At 60.4% G+C, this 13,124-nt stretch carries 12 protein-coding genes; 3 read left to right on the forward strand and 9 right to left on the reverse strand.

What is annotated here, in order from left to right; genetic code table 11:
• Nucleotides 1–6: 6 nt before the first annotated feature.
• Genes ACLD1Y_RS25665 through ACLD1Y_RS25675 form a run of 3 tightly spaced genes read right to left on the reverse strand, consistent with a single transcriptional unit; the run spans nucleotide 7 to nucleotide 2,510 of the window.
• Nucleotides 7–777, reverse strand: a complete 771-nt coding sequence (locus ACLD1Y_RS25665) for a MetQ/NlpA family ABC transporter substrate-binding protein (RefSeq protein WP_429480556.1) — start codon at nucleotides 775–777, stop codon at nucleotides 7–9.
• A gap of 51 nt (nucleotides 778–828) precedes the next feature.
• Nucleotides 829–1,503, reverse strand: coding sequence for a methionine ABC transporter permease (locus tag ACLD1Y_RS25670; RefSeq protein WP_429480557.1), 675 nt, complete (start codon nucleotides 1,501–1,503; stop codon nucleotides 829–831).
• Complete coding sequence (locus tag ACLD1Y_RS25675; RefSeq protein ID WP_122485384.1) at nucleotides 1,503–2,510, reverse strand: methionine ABC transporter ATP-binding protein; 1,008 nt, start codon at nucleotides 2,508–2,510, stop codon at nucleotides 1,503–1,505. The genes ACLD1Y_RS25670 and ACLD1Y_RS25675 overlap by 1 nt, the downstream gene beginning before the upstream one ends.
• A 229-nt stretch (nucleotides 2,511–2,739) precedes the next feature.
• Between ACLD1Y_RS25675 and katE the strand changes: the two genes are divergently transcribed.
• Nucleotides 2,740–4,869: a catalase HPII gene (katE, locus tag ACLD1Y_RS25680; RefSeq protein ID WP_429480558.1), complete on the forward strand. Its 2,130-nt coding sequence runs from the start codon at nucleotides 2,740–2,742 to the stop codon at nucleotides 4,867–4,869.
• Between the two features lie 99 nt (nucleotides 4,870–4,968).
• Here katE and ACLD1Y_RS25685 read toward each other — a convergent pair whose 3' ends face one another.
• The 4 genes from ACLD1Y_RS25685 to zur are packed head-to-tail and all read right to left on the reverse strand — an operon-like array spanning nucleotide 4,969 to nucleotide 7,768.
• Entirely contained in the window at nucleotides 4,969–5,688 is a 720-nt protein-coding gene (locus ACLD1Y_RS25685; protein ID WP_429480559.1) for a PA5502 family lipoprotein, read from the reverse strand.
• A 37-nt stretch (nucleotides 5,689–5,725) separates the two neighbouring features.
• A complete protein-coding gene (gene znuB, locus ACLD1Y_RS25690) occupies nucleotides 5,726–6,514 on the reverse strand; it encodes a zinc ABC transporter permease subunit ZnuB (protein ID WP_429480560.1) in 789 nt (262 codons plus the stop codon).
• Complete coding sequence (gene znuC / locus ACLD1Y_RS25695) at nucleotides 6,507–7,286, reverse strand: zinc ABC transporter ATP-binding protein ZnuC (RefSeq protein ID WP_429480561.1); 780 nt, start codon at nucleotides 7,284–7,286, stop codon at nucleotides 6,507–6,509. The genes znuB and znuC overlap by 8 nt, the downstream gene beginning before the upstream one ends.
• The gene (gene zur / locus ACLD1Y_RS25700; RefSeq protein WP_429480562.1) at nucleotides 7,286–7,768 is read right to left on the reverse strand and encodes a zinc uptake transcriptional repressor Zur; all 483 of its coding nucleotides are present in this window, start codon (nucleotides 7,766–7,768) and stop codon (nucleotides 7,286–7,288) included. The genes znuC and zur overlap by 1 nt, the downstream gene beginning before the upstream one ends.
• A 58-nt stretch (nucleotides 7,769–7,826) precedes the next feature.
• Here zur and ACLD1Y_RS25705 point away from each other — a divergent pair, with 58 nt between their 5' ends.
• Nucleotides 7,827–8,756 carry a zinc ABC transporter substrate-binding protein gene (locus tag ACLD1Y_RS25705; protein ID WP_429480563.1) on the forward strand — a complete coding sequence of 310 codons (930 nt, stop codon included), beginning with the start codon at nucleotides 7,827–7,829 and terminating at the stop codon, nucleotides 8,754–8,756.
• 49 nt (nucleotides 8,757–8,805) lie between these two features.
• Here the strand turns inward: ACLD1Y_RS25705 and ACLD1Y_RS25710 are convergent, their stop codons facing one another.
• On the reverse strand, nucleotides 8,806–9,759 hold the full coding sequence (locus tag ACLD1Y_RS25710) for a homoserine kinase (protein WP_429480564.1): 954 nt from the start codon (nucleotides 9,757–9,759) through the stop codon (nucleotides 8,806–8,808).
• A 56-nt stretch (nucleotides 9,760–9,815) separates the two neighbouring features.
• A complete protein-coding gene (locus tag ACLD1Y_RS25715) occupies nucleotides 9,816–10,106 on the reverse strand; it encodes a DUF2782 domain-containing protein (protein ID WP_038851128.1) in 291 nt (96 codons plus the stop codon).
• A 74-nt stretch (nucleotides 10,107–10,180) separates the two neighbouring features.
• On the opposite strand from ACLD1Y_RS25715, the gene polA reads away from it, so the two are divergent.
• Nucleotides 10,181–12,964: a DNA polymerase I gene (polA, locus tag ACLD1Y_RS25720; protein WP_429480565.1), complete on the forward strand. Its 2,784-nt coding sequence runs from the start codon at nucleotides 10,181–10,183 to the stop codon at nucleotides 12,962–12,964.
• The last annotated feature ends 160 nt before the right edge of the window (nucleotides 12,965–13,124 follow it).

Raw genomic sequence — 13,124 nt, forward strand, 5'->3', positions numbered from 1 at the left:
GTCAGATCAGAACGCCGGCTTGATCGCGCCTTTGTACTTCTCTTCGATGAACTGCTTCACCTCAGGCGTGTGCAGCGCCGCAACCAGCTTCTTCACCGCATCCGAATCCTTGTTGTCTTCGCGGGTCACCAGAATGTTCACGTAAGGCGAGTCGTTGCCTTCGATCACCAGGGCGTCCTTGGACGGGTCCAGCTTGGCTTCCAGGGCGTAGTTGGTGTTGATCAGCGCCAGGTCGACCTGGGTCAGCACGCGCGGCAGGGTGGCGGCTTCCAGTTCGCGGAACTTCAGGTTTTTAGGGTTGGCGGTGATGTCTTTGATGGTCGACAGGATATTAGTCGGGTCCTTCAAGGTAATCACGCCAGCTTTAGCCAGCAGCAACAGTGCACGGCCGCCGTTGGTGGCGTCGTTCGGGATCACCACGTTGGCACCGCTTGGCAGCTCGTCCAGCTTCTTGTACTTGCTGGAGTAAGCGCCCAGAGGTTCCAAGTGCACGGCGCCGACGCTCACCAAGTGAGTGCCCTTGGCCTTGTTGAATTCATCGAGGTACGGCTGGTGCTGGAAGAAGTTGGCGTCCAGGCGCTTTTCGGCGACTTGGACGTTGGGCTGTACGTAGTCGGTGAAGACTTTGACCTGCAGGTCCACGCCTTCTTTGGCCAGGGCCGGTTTCACGAACTCCAGGATTTCTGCATGCGGCACCGGCGAGGCCGCGACCGTGAGGGTCTCGGCGTGGGCGGAAAACGCGGCAACGGCAGCGAAAGCAACCAGTAGTTTTTTCATCCAACAAGCTCCTTGTTCGGGCATGTGCCGGCTTTTGGCCGGCAATGGCCGTTATTTTCGAGAAAAATGCACCACCAGCTTGTCGCCGACGGTTTGCAGAATTTGCACCAGGATCAACAGCATCACCACGGTGACCACCATCACATCGGTCTGGAAACGCTGGTAGCCGAAGCGGATTGCCAGGTCACCCAGGCCACCGGCACCGACCACACCGGCCATCGCCGTGTAGGACACCAGTGTAATCGCCGTCACCGTGATCGCCGCGAAAATGCCGGGGCGCGCTTCGGGCAGCAGGGCGTTGGTGATGATCTGCCGCGTGGTGGCGCCCATCGACTGGGTGGCCTCGATAATGCCGCGGTCTACTTCACGCAGCGCGGTTTCCACCAAGCGCGCAAAGAACGGCGTAGCGCCCACGACCAACGGTGGAATCGCACCGGCCACACCCAGCGAGGTGCCGGTGATCAATACCGTGAACGGGATCATCACAATCAACAGGATGATGAACGGCAGCGAGCGCAGGATGTTCACGATCAGCGACAGCAGCGCGTACAGGCCTTTTTGTTCGAACAGTTGGCGCGGGCTGGTCAGGAACAGCAGCACGCCCAGCGGCAGGCCCAGCACCACGGTAAAGAACAGCGAGCCGAACAGCATGGTCATGGTGTCGCCGGTGGCCAGCCAGATTTCCGACCAGTCGATATTGGCGAAGAAGCTCAACAGGACGTCCATTAGCGCAGGATCTCCATGTGGACGTCAGCGGCGGTGAAGCGGGCAAAGGCCGCTTCCATATCGCCACCGGTGACGGCGAGGGTCAGTTGCCCGTAGGGGATGTCTTTGATGCGGTCGATACGACCGGCGAGGATGCTGTAGTCCACACCCGTTTCACGGGCGACGGTACCCAGCAGCGGCGCGTAGGTCGCTTCACCCTGGAACGTCAGGCGTACGATGCGGCCCGGAACGTGGGCGAAGTCATCGCGCTGTTCGTTTTCATCGACCTGCTCGGACTCTTGCACAAAGCGCTTGGTGGTCGGGTGTTTGGGGTGCAAGAACACATCGGCCACCGAGCCTTGCTCGACGATCACACCGGCGTCCATCACGGCCACCTGGTCGCAGACCCGGCGGATCACGTCCATCTCATGGGTGATCAGCACGATGGTCAGCTTGAGCTCGCGGTTGATCTCGGCCAGCAATTGCAGCACCGAGGCGGTGGTCTGCGGGTCGAGGGCGCTGGTGGCTTCGTCGCACAGCAAAATCTTCGGCTTGGTCGCCAACGCGCGGGCAATGCCAACCCGTTGCTTCTGGCCACCGGACAACTGCGCCGGGTACTTCTTGGCGTGGTCCGACAGGCCGACGCGGGCCAGCAGTTCGGCGACGCGCAGGTCGATGTCCTTGCGCGACAGTTCGCCCGCCAGGGTCAGCGGCAGCGCCACGTTGTCGGCGACGGTCTTGGAGGCCAGTAGGTTGAAGTGCTGGAAGATCATCCCGACCTGCTGGCGGAAACGGCGCAGGCCGTTGGCGTCCAGGGCGGTGACTTCTTCGCCGTCGACACTGATTTGGCCGCCGCTCGGTTCTTCGAGGCGGTTGATCAGGCGCAGCAGGGTGCTTTTGCCCGCACCCGAGTGGCCGATAAGGCCAAACACCTGGCCGTTTTCGACGGTCAGGCTGGTGGGGTGCAGCGCGGGGATATCCTTACCGGCGACGCGGTAGGTTTTATGGACGTTATGAAACTCGATCACGTAGCGAACCTTGTGGGGCGCATGGAAAAGGGATCAGCGGTTAGCCGGGCGCGCATTTTAGCCTGTCCGTATAGCGTTTCTTAGCATTTATTTCGTATTCATCCAGCGATTTGGCAATAACGCGATCAAAGGTCATAAAAAAGGAACGGTGCAAAACTGTATCAGTCACTACTTAAGCAGCGCGATGTCCCGGGTGCCGTGCCTGGGCCTGAATAAGGAGTTTTGACTGATGAGTACGAAAAAGCCAAAGAGCGAACTCGCCGGCACCGACACCCTCGACCGCAAGAACACCAACGCCAAGTTAGAGGCCCTGGAAGCGTTCCGTTCCGACGCCACCGGGCAGGCCCTGCGTACTAACCAAGGGGTAAAGATTGCCGACAACCAGAACAGCTTGAAGGCTGGCGCGCGCGGGCCTTCACTGCTCGAAGATTTCATCATGCGTGAAAAGATCACGCATTTTGACCATGAACGAATCCCCGAGCGCATCGTGCATGCGCGCGGTACAGGCGCCCACGGCTATTTCCAGAGTTATGAAAACCACTCAGCGCTGACAAAAGCGGGCTTTCTACGTGACCCAGGGCATCAAACGCCGGTGTTTGTACGGTTTTCAACTGTGCAAGGCCCGCGTGGTTCAGGGGATACGGTGCGCGATGTGCGTGGTTTTGCCGTGAAGTTTTTCACCGACGAGGGCAACTTCGATCTGGTGGGCAACAACATGCCGGTGTTTTTCATTCAGGACGCGATCAAGTTTCCCGACTTTGTGCACGCGGTAAAACCTGAGCCGCACAACGAAATCCCTACCGGTGGCTCGGCGCACGATACGTTCTGGGACTTTGTTTCGTTGCAGCCAGAGTCGGCGCATATGGTGATCTGGGCCATGTCTGACCGTGCCATTCCCAAAAGTCTGCGCAGCATGCAGGGATTTGGCGTGCATACCTTTCGCTTTATCAACGCCGAAGGGGTGTCCAATTTCGTTAAGTTCCACTGGCGCCCTACCGCTGGCACATGCTCGCTGGTGTGGGATGAAGCGCAAAAGCTGGCCGGTAAAGATACAGACTTCCACCGTCGCGACCTGATGGAAGCTATCGAAATGGGCGATTACCCGGAGTGGGAGCTGGGCGTGCAGGTGATTCCTGAGGATAAGGAGCACGCGTTTGACTTCGACATTCTCGACCCGACCAAGCTGATTCCCGAAGAACTGGTGCCCATTACGCCGCTGGGCAAAATGGTGCTGAACCGTAACCCGGATAACTTCTTTGCCGAGGTTGAGCAGGTGGCGTTCTGCCCTGGGCATATCGTGCCGGGCATCGACTTCTCAAATGATCCGCTGCTACAAGGCCGGCTGTTTTCCTACACGGACACGCAGATCAGCCGACTGGGCGGGCCGAACTTTCACGAGCTGCCAATCAACCGGCCGGTGGCGCCCTTCCATAATGGCCAGCGCGATGCGATGCACCGGACCGTGATCGACAAGGGCCGTGCCGCGTACGAGCCCAATTCGATTGACGGTGGCTGGCCGAAAGAAACACCGCCAGCGGCGCAAGACGGTGGCTTCGAGTCTTACTACGAACGTATCGACGCCCATAAGGTGCGTGAGCGCAGTGAGTCATTCGGCGACCATTTTTCCCAGGCGCGCCTGTTTTTCCGCAGCATGAGCAAGCACGAGCAAGAGCACATCATCTCGGCCTACAGCTTTGAGCTGGGCAAGGTGGAGCGTGAGTTTATACGTGTGCGCCAGGTCAACGAGATTCTGGCCAATATTGACTTGGAACTGGCCAAGCGCGTGGCGCAGAACCTTGGGCTGCCGGTGCCGAAAAAAGGCACGGTGGAGGAGCGTAAGACCACGTTGGCACGCTCGCCTGCATTGAGTCAGGCCAATTTGCTGCCGGCGGATATCAAGACCCGCAAGGTGGCGATCCTGGCGGCCAATGGCGTGGACGGTGCAGCGATAGCGGCGTTGAAGAAGGCGCTGGCAGCTGAGGGTGCGCATGCCAAGTTGCTCGGGCCAACGTCAGCGCCCGTAACGACCGCAGATGGCAAGAGCCTGCCGGTGGATGCGTCCATGGAGGGCCTGCCGTCCGTGGCCTTCGATGCGGTCTTTGTGCCCGGCGGTAAAGCGTCGGTGAAGGCATTGAGCGAGGACGGCGTGGCGTTGCATTACTTGCTGGAGGCGTACAAGCACTTGAAGGCTATCACTGTGGCCAGTGAGGCCAAGCCGTTGTTGGATCTGTTGAAGCTTGAGGTGGATGCAGGGCTGATCGTGGGGTCGGATGCGAAGGCGTTCAAGGCGTTCTTTGCCGCGATTGGGCAGCATCGGGTTTGGGACCGTGAGGCGAAGGCCAAGGCGATTCCGGCTTAAGTTTGTGGTTGTTAGTTAGATCGCTATCGCAGGCAAGCCAGCTCCCACACTTGAATGTATTCACAATTCAAAGGTGGGAGCTGGCTTGCCTGCGATGCTTTATTGAGCCTTGCGCGGAATCAGAACAACCTGCGCCGGAATCTTCTTCAAGATCTGCCGGTGAAGTTTCAGGTCATACCCCGAATCGATGCGTTTGACCCGCTTGGTCAGCAACGTGGCCAACCATGGGTAATCCTCGGTGCGTGGCACCTGAATGCTCACATCACACTGGTAATTCACCACGTCGGTGGCGATGGCGTCGAGCTGATGGCGCAATTCCTGGATATCGGTGAGGTTCAGCGCCACGGTGGTGCTTTCAGCCGCCGGGTCGATGACTTTGGCGACAGGCTTGGACTCTGCTGCTTTCAGCGCCGCTTCGGCTTTGTCCAGCTCGGCCTTGCGGGCATGGCTGATGGCGCTGTTAACGCCGCCGGTCAACGCTGGCGCCTTGGGCATCAGCGCACGGGCGCGGCTCAGGGCGGTGGCTGCTGCATTGACGTCACCTTTTTGCAGCACGATCTGGCTGCGCTGCAGGTAGGCTTCGGCCAGTTGGCGCTGGTAAGGCTCCAGCGCCGGGTCGTTGGGCGACTGGGCTTGCAGGGCGGCCAGTTCGTCTTCGGCGGTGGCCAGCTCACTGCTGGCCAGGTTTTGTTCCAGCTGCGCGATGGCCGCAGCGCGTGCGTCCGGGGCCGGCGTGGCGGCGGGCGGTGTGCTTTGACAGGCGCCCAGCAGCAGGGTAAATGCGGCAAGGAGCAGATAACGGGAGTTGAACGGCTTCATTCCTGCGACTCTCTATTTGCGCAAAAAGCGAGCAAGTCTACACCCCTCGACGGGGCAGGACAAAACTCAGCAGAAACAGGGCGGCGGCCGTGACCACAATCGATGGCCCGGCTGGCGTGTCCTTGAACCAGGACAACGCCAGGCCCCCGCACACGGCAAGCATCCCCAAGAGGCTGGCGCCAATTGCCATTTGCTCCGGTGAACGGGCGTGGCGCTGGGCGGCGGCGGCGGGAATGATCAGCAGCGATGTGATCAACAATACGCCGACAATCTTCATCGCGACAGCAATCACCACGGCGATCAACAGCATCAGGGCCATGCGCAGGGTTGGCACGGGCAAACCTTCTACCGTGGCCAGTTCTTCATGCACGGTAATTGCCAGCAATGGCCGCCATAGGGCGACCAACAGCACCAGCACCACGGCGCTGCCGCCGAGAATCCACGCGAGGTCGGAGGTACTGATCGCCAGCAGGTCGCCAAACAGGTAGGCCATCAGGTCGATGCGCACTTCATGCATGAAGCTCAGCACCACCAAGCCCAGGGACAGCGTGCTGGGCGCCAAGATGCCCAGCAAGGTGTCGGAGGCCAGCGGCTGGCGCTGTTGCAGGGTCACTAGCAGCACTGCCAGCAGCAGGCAGCCTACGGTCACGGCGATGGTCGGGCTGACATCCAGCAAAAAGCCCATGGCCACGCCCAAAAGCGCTGCGTGCGACAACGTGTCGCCAAAATAAGCCATGCGTCGCCACACCACGAACGAACCCAGTGGGCCCGCCACCAGCGCCAAAGCCAAGCCTGCCAGCAGGGCGTAGAGCAGAAAATCAGCCATGCTTGCAGCTATCTCCATGAACATGTGGGGTAGCGGGATCGTCGACCACTGCGCCATGAAGGTCGTGTGCATGGTCGTGATGGTGATGGTAGATCGCCAGGCTCTGGGCATTCTTGCCGAACAGTTCGACGAAGGCCGGGTCGCCGCTGACTTGCTCTGGATGGCCGGAGCAGCACACGTGACGGTTGAGGCACACCACTTGGTCGGTGGTGCTCATGACCAGGTGCAGGTCGTGGGAGACCATCAACACGCCGCAGCCATGGCGGTCGCGCAATCGAGTGATCAGGCTGTACAGCTCGGCCTGGCCGGCGACGTCGACGCCTTGCACCGGTTCATCCAGCACTAGCAGTTCCGGTTCGCGTAACAGGGCGCGGGCCAGCAAGACGCGCTGCATTTCGCCGCCGGAGATGCTCTGCACCGGGCTGTCGATCACCTGTTCGGCGCCGACTTCCTTGAGTGCGGCCTGGGCGCGGGCACGGTCTACACCGGGCACCAGGCGCAGGAAGCGCAGCACGGACAGTGGCAGGGTCGGATCGACGTGCAGTTTCTGCGGCATATAGCCCACGCGCAGCTTGGGCTTGCGCCACACACTGCCGCTGTCGGGCTTGAGCAGGCCGAGCACGGCGCGCACCAGGGTGGTCTTGCCAGCGCCGTTGGGGCCGATCAGGGTAACGATCTGCCCCGGCTCCACGCTCAGGGCGATGTTGTCCAGCACAGCTTGCCCGGCGAACGTGACACCGACCTGTTCGAGGCGGATTAACGCGTTGCTCATCAAGCCCCCTGGCAGCCGGAGCACAGGCCGACCACTTCGACCGTTTGCCCTTCGACCTGGAAGCCCACGTCGGCTGCGCTGTGGATGATGGCGTCGCTGATGCTTTTTTGTTCAAGCTCGATGGCGGCGTGGCATTCGCGGCAGATCAGAAACTGGCCCTGGTGCGCGTGTTCCGGGTGGTTGCAGCCGACAAAGGCGTTGAGGGAGGCGATGCGGTGCACCAGGCCGTTTTCCAGCAGGAAGTCCAGCGCGCGGTACACGGTAGGTGGCGCTGCACGGCGGCCATCCTGTTCGCTGAGTACGCCCAGAATGTCGTAGGCGCCCAGCGGCTTGTGGCTCTGCCACACCAACTCCAGCACGCGACGACGCAATGCGGTCAGGCGCAAACCCTTCTGTGCGCACAGGGTATCGGCCTCCGACAGCGCGGTATGCACGCAGTGAGAGTGGTCGTGGGGACGGCTGGCAAGCGGTGTTTTAGGCATGAGCGGCGACAGATATTTGATAGAGACGTTATTATGTTACCCGTTCCTACGCCATTGAGTGGTCATCGTGTCCCGACTTTTTCCCGTTTTTGTCGTATTCATCACCAGTTTTTTCATCGCTGGCGCCGCTCAGGCCGAGGTCAAGGTGCTGACCAGCATCAAGCCATTGCAGTTGATTGCCGCGGCTGTGCAGGACGGCGTGACGGTTCCGGAGGTGTTGCTGCCGCCGGGTGCGTCGCCGCATAACTATGCGCTGCGCCCATCCGACGTACGGCGTGTGCAGTCGGTGGACCTGCTGTATTGGATCGGCCCGGACATGGAAAGCTTCCTACCCCGCGTGCTCAAGGGGCGTAGTTTGCCCACCGTGGCGGTTCAAGACCTGCCAGGCATGAAATTGCGTCGTTTCGCCGAAGATAGCCACTCCCACGCCGACGAAGCCGACGAGCATGACCACGATCACCGCCCGGGCAGCCTGGATGCGCACTTGTGGCTGTCGACGGTCAACGCTCGCGTGATTGCCGCTCGCATGGCATCCGACCTCAGCGTTGCCGACCCGGCCAACGCTGCCAAGTACCAAAGCAATGTGAAGGCGTTCGATGAACGCCTGGATGCGCTGGATGCCCGCTTGAAGGCGCGTTTGGCGACGATTGGCGACAAACCTTACTTCGTGTTCCACGAAGCTTTCGATTACTTCGAAGACGCTTACGGCCTGAAGCACGCCGGTGTGTTCAGTGTTGCCGCTGAAGTGCAGCCGGGCGCCCAGCATGTAGCAGCCATGCGTACGCGGTTGCAGGAAGTGGGTAAGACTTGTGTGTTCAGCGAGCCGCCGTTGCGTCCGCGTTTGGCCGAGACCTTGGTTTCCGGCCTGCCGGTGAAACTGGCAGAGTTGGATGCCTTGGGTGGGTACACCCCGGCTACAGCGCAAGGCTATGAGCAGGTGCTGGAGAAGTTGGGCAATGATTTGGCGGGTTGCCTGGAATCGCTCTAACAACCTACACAAAACCAGTGTGGGAGCGAGCAAGCCCGCTCCCACATTTTTAAAGCGCGAACGGCAGTTGGATCGTGATTTGCTGGCGTTGCGCCAGGCGATGTTCGAACTCCGCCGGGTCGTGAATCAATACGTCCTGACCCGCAAACGACTCAGCCGCAATCAGGCGTGACAGCCAGAACCGCACGCACGCCACCCGCAGCATGGTCGGCCACAACTCAGCTTCTTTCGCAGTAAACGGGCGCAGACCTGCATAGGCCCCCAGCAAGGCGCGGGCGCGTTGGCCGTCGATCACGCCGTCTTCGTCCGAGCACCAGTCATTCAGGGCGATGGCCACGTCGTACAGCATCGGGCCGGAGCAGGCGTTGTAGAAGTCGATCAAGCCAGTGAGGTGGGTGCCTTCGAACATCGCGTTGTCGCGGAACAGGTCGGCGTGGATGTTGGCGCGCGGCAGGGCGAGGATCTGTTCCTTGTGGGCTTTGATCTCATCCAGCGCGTCTTGCAGCAGGCGTTGGGGGGCCTCATCCAGGTGCGAAATCAACTGCGCGCCTTCGTTGAGCATCCAGTCGAGCCCGCGATCAGTTTTGCGTTCCAGCACCTTCTGGCCCTGGGTGGCCAAATGCAGATGGCCAAGCAGGTCGCCAACCTGCGCGCAGTGCTGCGCGTTGGCGTCCTTGATGTGTTTGCCGGCCAGGCGCGGTTGCAGCAGCGCCGGTTTGCCTTTCAGCTCGCGCAGGGCCACGCCGTCGGTGGTGCGCAGCGCATAAGGCACGGGCAGGTCGGCGTCGTGGAGCACGTCGAGCAGTTCGATGAAGAACGGCATTTCGGCGACGGGACCACGCTCAACCAGGGTCAGGACGAATTCGCCCTGTTCCAGGCTGATGAAGAAATTGGTGTTTTCGCTACCGGCGGCAATTCCCTGGAAATCAAGCAGGCGGCCGAGCCCGTAAGGGGCGAGAAAGGTTTCCAGCTCGGGCCGAGCCAGGGGGGTGAACACAGACATGGTTAAAACTGCCAGTACGGGCGCCGCGGTGCGCGGCGCCAATTGAAGTTAAGAAATCATTTCCATTCGAAAATCTTCCATGACGGGATCAGCATATCCGGCTGGTCAGAGCGGATGAAATTCGCATCGGTTCCGTCTGCACGCACCAGGAAATATGGAGGTGCGCCCTTGGGCGTTACCTTGATTGCGTACAGGAAACCGTTTTGGCGGTACTCCTGGATGGTCTTGTCGCCTTCCGTGCGAATGGTAACTTCCGGGTCGCCCCCGGGGGCGCTGTCTGCCGCCATGGCAGCCATCGGAGCGAGTGCAATCAAGCCAGTGAACAGCAGGCGATTGAATGTACGCATGATAACCTTGTCCCTTTGTCGTCATTGGTCCGGCTATTCTAGCGCCTGACCCGCCGAAAAGGTTGATCCTGCTCATGAGCCAAGCCCCCCTCGTCCTGGTGGACGGTTCTTCATATCTGTACCGCGCCTTTCACGCGCTGCCTCCACTGACCACCTCCAAAGGCCTGCCAACCGGCGCGGTCAAGGGCGTGTTGAACATGCTCAAAAGCCTGCGAAAGCAGTATCCGGACAGCCCATTTGCCGTCGTATTCGACGCCAAAGGTGGGACTTTTCGCGATGACATGTACGCCGAATACAAGGCCAACCGCCCCAGCATGCCTGATGACATGCGCGTGCAAATCGAGCCACTGCACCAGAGCGTGATCGCCTTGGGCTTTCCGTTGCTGTGCGTCGAAGGCGTCGAGGCCGATGACGTGATCGGCACCCTAGCCCGCAGCAGCGCGGCCGCCAACCGACCGGTGGTGATCTCTACCGGTGACAAGGACATGGCGCAACTGGTGGACGGGCACATTACCTTGGTCAACACCATGACCGGTAGCGCGATGGACATCGAGGGCGTAAAGGAGAAATTTGGCGTCGCTCCGGAGCAGATCATCGATTATCTGGCGTTGATGGGCGATTCGTCCGACAACATTCCGGGCGTCCCGGGGATTGGTCCGAAGACCGCCTCCGGCTTGCTGGTGGGCGTGAATGGCGGCATTAAAGAGCTTTATGAGCAGTTGGACATTGTTCCGACCTTGCCGATCCGAGGTGCCAAGACACTGCCGGCCAAGCTCGAAGAACATCGGGAGATGGCGTTTCTTTCCTACCAATTGGCGACGATCAAATGTGATGTGCCGCTGGACGTGGGGCTGGATGACCTGCACCTGATCGAGCCGGACCGCGAAAAGCTGCTGGAGCTGTACTCGCTGCTGGAGTTCAAGAGCTGGATCGATGAGGTTCAGCGCGATGCCAAGCGTGTCGAGCTCAAGGCGGCGCCGGCTGCCGAAGAAGTTGCCGAGGCGGTTCCCGCGGCTCCGGTTGAGACGGCTTACACCACCATTCTCGACCAGGCCACGTTCGATCTTTGGTTGAAGAAGCTCAACGAGGCTAAGTTGTTCGCCTTTGACACCGAAACCACCGGTATCGATGCCCATCAGGCGCAGTTGGTCGGCGTGTCCTTCGCGGTGCAGCCCCATGAGGCGGCCTACATCCCGCTGACGCATTCCTACATCGGTGCGCCGGAGCAGTTGGATCGCGATACTGTGTTGCTGGCCCTCAAGCCGCTGCTGGAGGACCCGAGCAAGCTCAAGGTCGGCCAGCACGCCAAGTTCGACATGAACATCCTCGCCAACTGCGCCATCGGTGGCGACCCGGCCCAGGGCATTACCGTGCGCGGCATCGCCTACGACACCATGCTCGAGTCCTATGTGCTCAACTCCACCGCCACCCGGCATGACATGGACAGCCTGGCCAAGAAGTACCTGGACCATGACACCGTCAGCTTTCAGGACATCGCCGGCAAAGGCGCCAAGCAGCTGACCTTTGACCAGATCGCACTTGAGCAAGCCGGGCCTTATGCCGCCGAAGATGCTGACGTGACTCTGCGTCTGCATCAGGAGCTGTTCGCGCAACTGACAGCCATCCCGAGCCTGGCCAGTGTGCTCACGGATATCGAGATGCCGCTGGTGCCGGTGTTGGCCCGCATTGAGCGTCAGGGCGCATTGGTCGATGCGCAGTTGCTAGGCGTTCAGAGCATCGAATTGGGCAACAAGATGGTCGAGCTGGAGCGCCAGGCGTTCGAGATCGCCGGTGAGGAATTCAACTTGGGTTCGCCTAAGCAACTGGGGGCGATTCTTTACGAAAAACTTGGCTTGCCGGTGTTGAAAAAGACCGGCAAGGGCCAGGCGTCCACCGCTGAGGAAGTGCTTGCCAAGCTGGCCGAAGATGACTACCCGCTGCCCAAGGTGCTGATGCAATACCGCAGCATGAGCAAGCTCAAGAGCACCTACACCGACCGCCTGCCGGAGCAGATCAATCCGCGTACTGGGCGCATCCACACGTCCTATCACCAGGCGGTGGCCGCGACCGGGCGTTTGTCTTCCAGTGATCCGAACCTGCAGAACATCCCGGTGCGTACTGCTGAAGGGCGGCGTATCCGCCAGGCATTTGTCGCGCCCAAGGGCTACAAACTGCTGGCAGCGGACTATTCGCAGATTGAACTGCGGATCATGGCGCACCTGTCCAAGGACGAGGGCTTGATGAATGCCTTCCGCCACAATCTGGACGTGCACACGGCCACGGCGGCCGAAGTGTTCAAGGTTGAGCTGGGCGAAGTCACCTCGGACCAGCGCCGCAGCGCCAAGGCAATCAACTTCGGCCTGATCTACGGCATGGGCGCCCAGAAGCTGGGCAAGGACATCGGCGTCGATACCAAGACGGCCAAGGCGTACATCGATGTGTACTTCGCCCGCTACCCCGGCGTTCGCGAGTACATGGAGCGCACGCGCGGCCAGGCTGCCGATCAGGGTTACGTCGAGACGTTCTTCGGCCGTCGCCTGTACTTGCCGGATATCAATTCCAACAAGCCTCAAGAGCGCGCCGCTGCAGAACGCACGGCGATCAACGCGCCGATGCAGGGCACTGCCGCAGATATCATCAAGAAAGCCATGGTGTTGGTGGACAACTGGCTGACCGACTCGGGCCTGGACGCCAAGGTGATCTTGCAGGTACACGATGAATTGGTGCTGGAGGTGCGTGAGGACCTGGTGGCCGAAGTCAGCGAGAAAATCCGCGAGCACATGAGTGCCGCCGCGAACCTGGACGTACCGCTGCTGGTGGAAGTGGGCGTGGGCGATAACTGGGACGAAGCGCACTGATTCCGGGGCTTTGCTGCCACCTTAGGGTGGTGGCAGAGTGCTTTAGTCCAGAAGTCGCCGTCAGTTATTTCCAATAGTTTTTTGAACCTGCCGGAACTTAACCCGTGAAGTGCTACTCAGAGTTACTGAATGGGTGGTGAAGCCCTTCAATGCTCCTATG

Source organism: Pseudomonas sp. 18175 (genome assembly GCF_050432925.1).
Classification (GTDB): Bacteria; Pseudomonadota; Gammaproteobacteria; order Pseudomonadales; family Pseudomonadaceae; genus Aquipseudomonas.

Coding starts and splice junctions, on each gene's coding strand:
- znuB (WP_429480560.1), bottom strand. CDS start 6,514: ATGGCTGATTTTCTGCTCTACGCCCTGCTGGCAGGCTTGGCTTTGGCG.
- katE (WP_429480558.1), top strand. CDS start 2,740: ATGAGTACGAAAAAGCCAAAGAGCGAACTCGCCGGCACCGACACCCTC.
- ACLD1Y_RS25670 (WP_429480557.1), bottom strand. CDS start 1,503: ATGGACGTCCTGTTGAGCTTCTTCGCCAATATCGACTGGTCGGAAATC.
- polA (WP_429480565.1), top strand. CDS start 10,181: ATGAGCCAAGCCCCCCTCGTCCTGGTGGACGGTTCTTCATATCTGTAC.
- znuC (WP_429480561.1), bottom strand. CDS start 7,286: ATGAGCAACGCGTTAATCCGCCTCGAACAGGTCGGTGTCACGTTCGCC.
- ACLD1Y_RS25685 (WP_429480559.1), bottom strand. CDS start 5,688: ATGAAGCCGTTCAACTCCCGTTATCTGCTCCTTGCCGCATTTACCCTG.
- ACLD1Y_RS25665 (WP_429480556.1), bottom strand. CDS start 777: ATGAAAAAACTACTGGTTGCTTTCGCTGCCGTTGCCGCGTTTTCCGCC.
- zur (WP_429480562.1), bottom strand. CDS start 7,768: ATGCCTAAAACACCGCTTGCCAGCCGTCCCCACGACCACTCTCACTGC.
- ACLD1Y_RS25710 (WP_429480564.1), bottom strand. CDS start 9,759: ATGTCTGTGTTCACCCCCCTGGCTCGGCCCGAGCTGGAAACCTTTCTC.
- ACLD1Y_RS25715 (WP_038851128.1), bottom strand. CDS start 10,106: ATGCGTACATTCAATCGCCTGCTGTTCACTGGCTTGATTGCACTCGCT.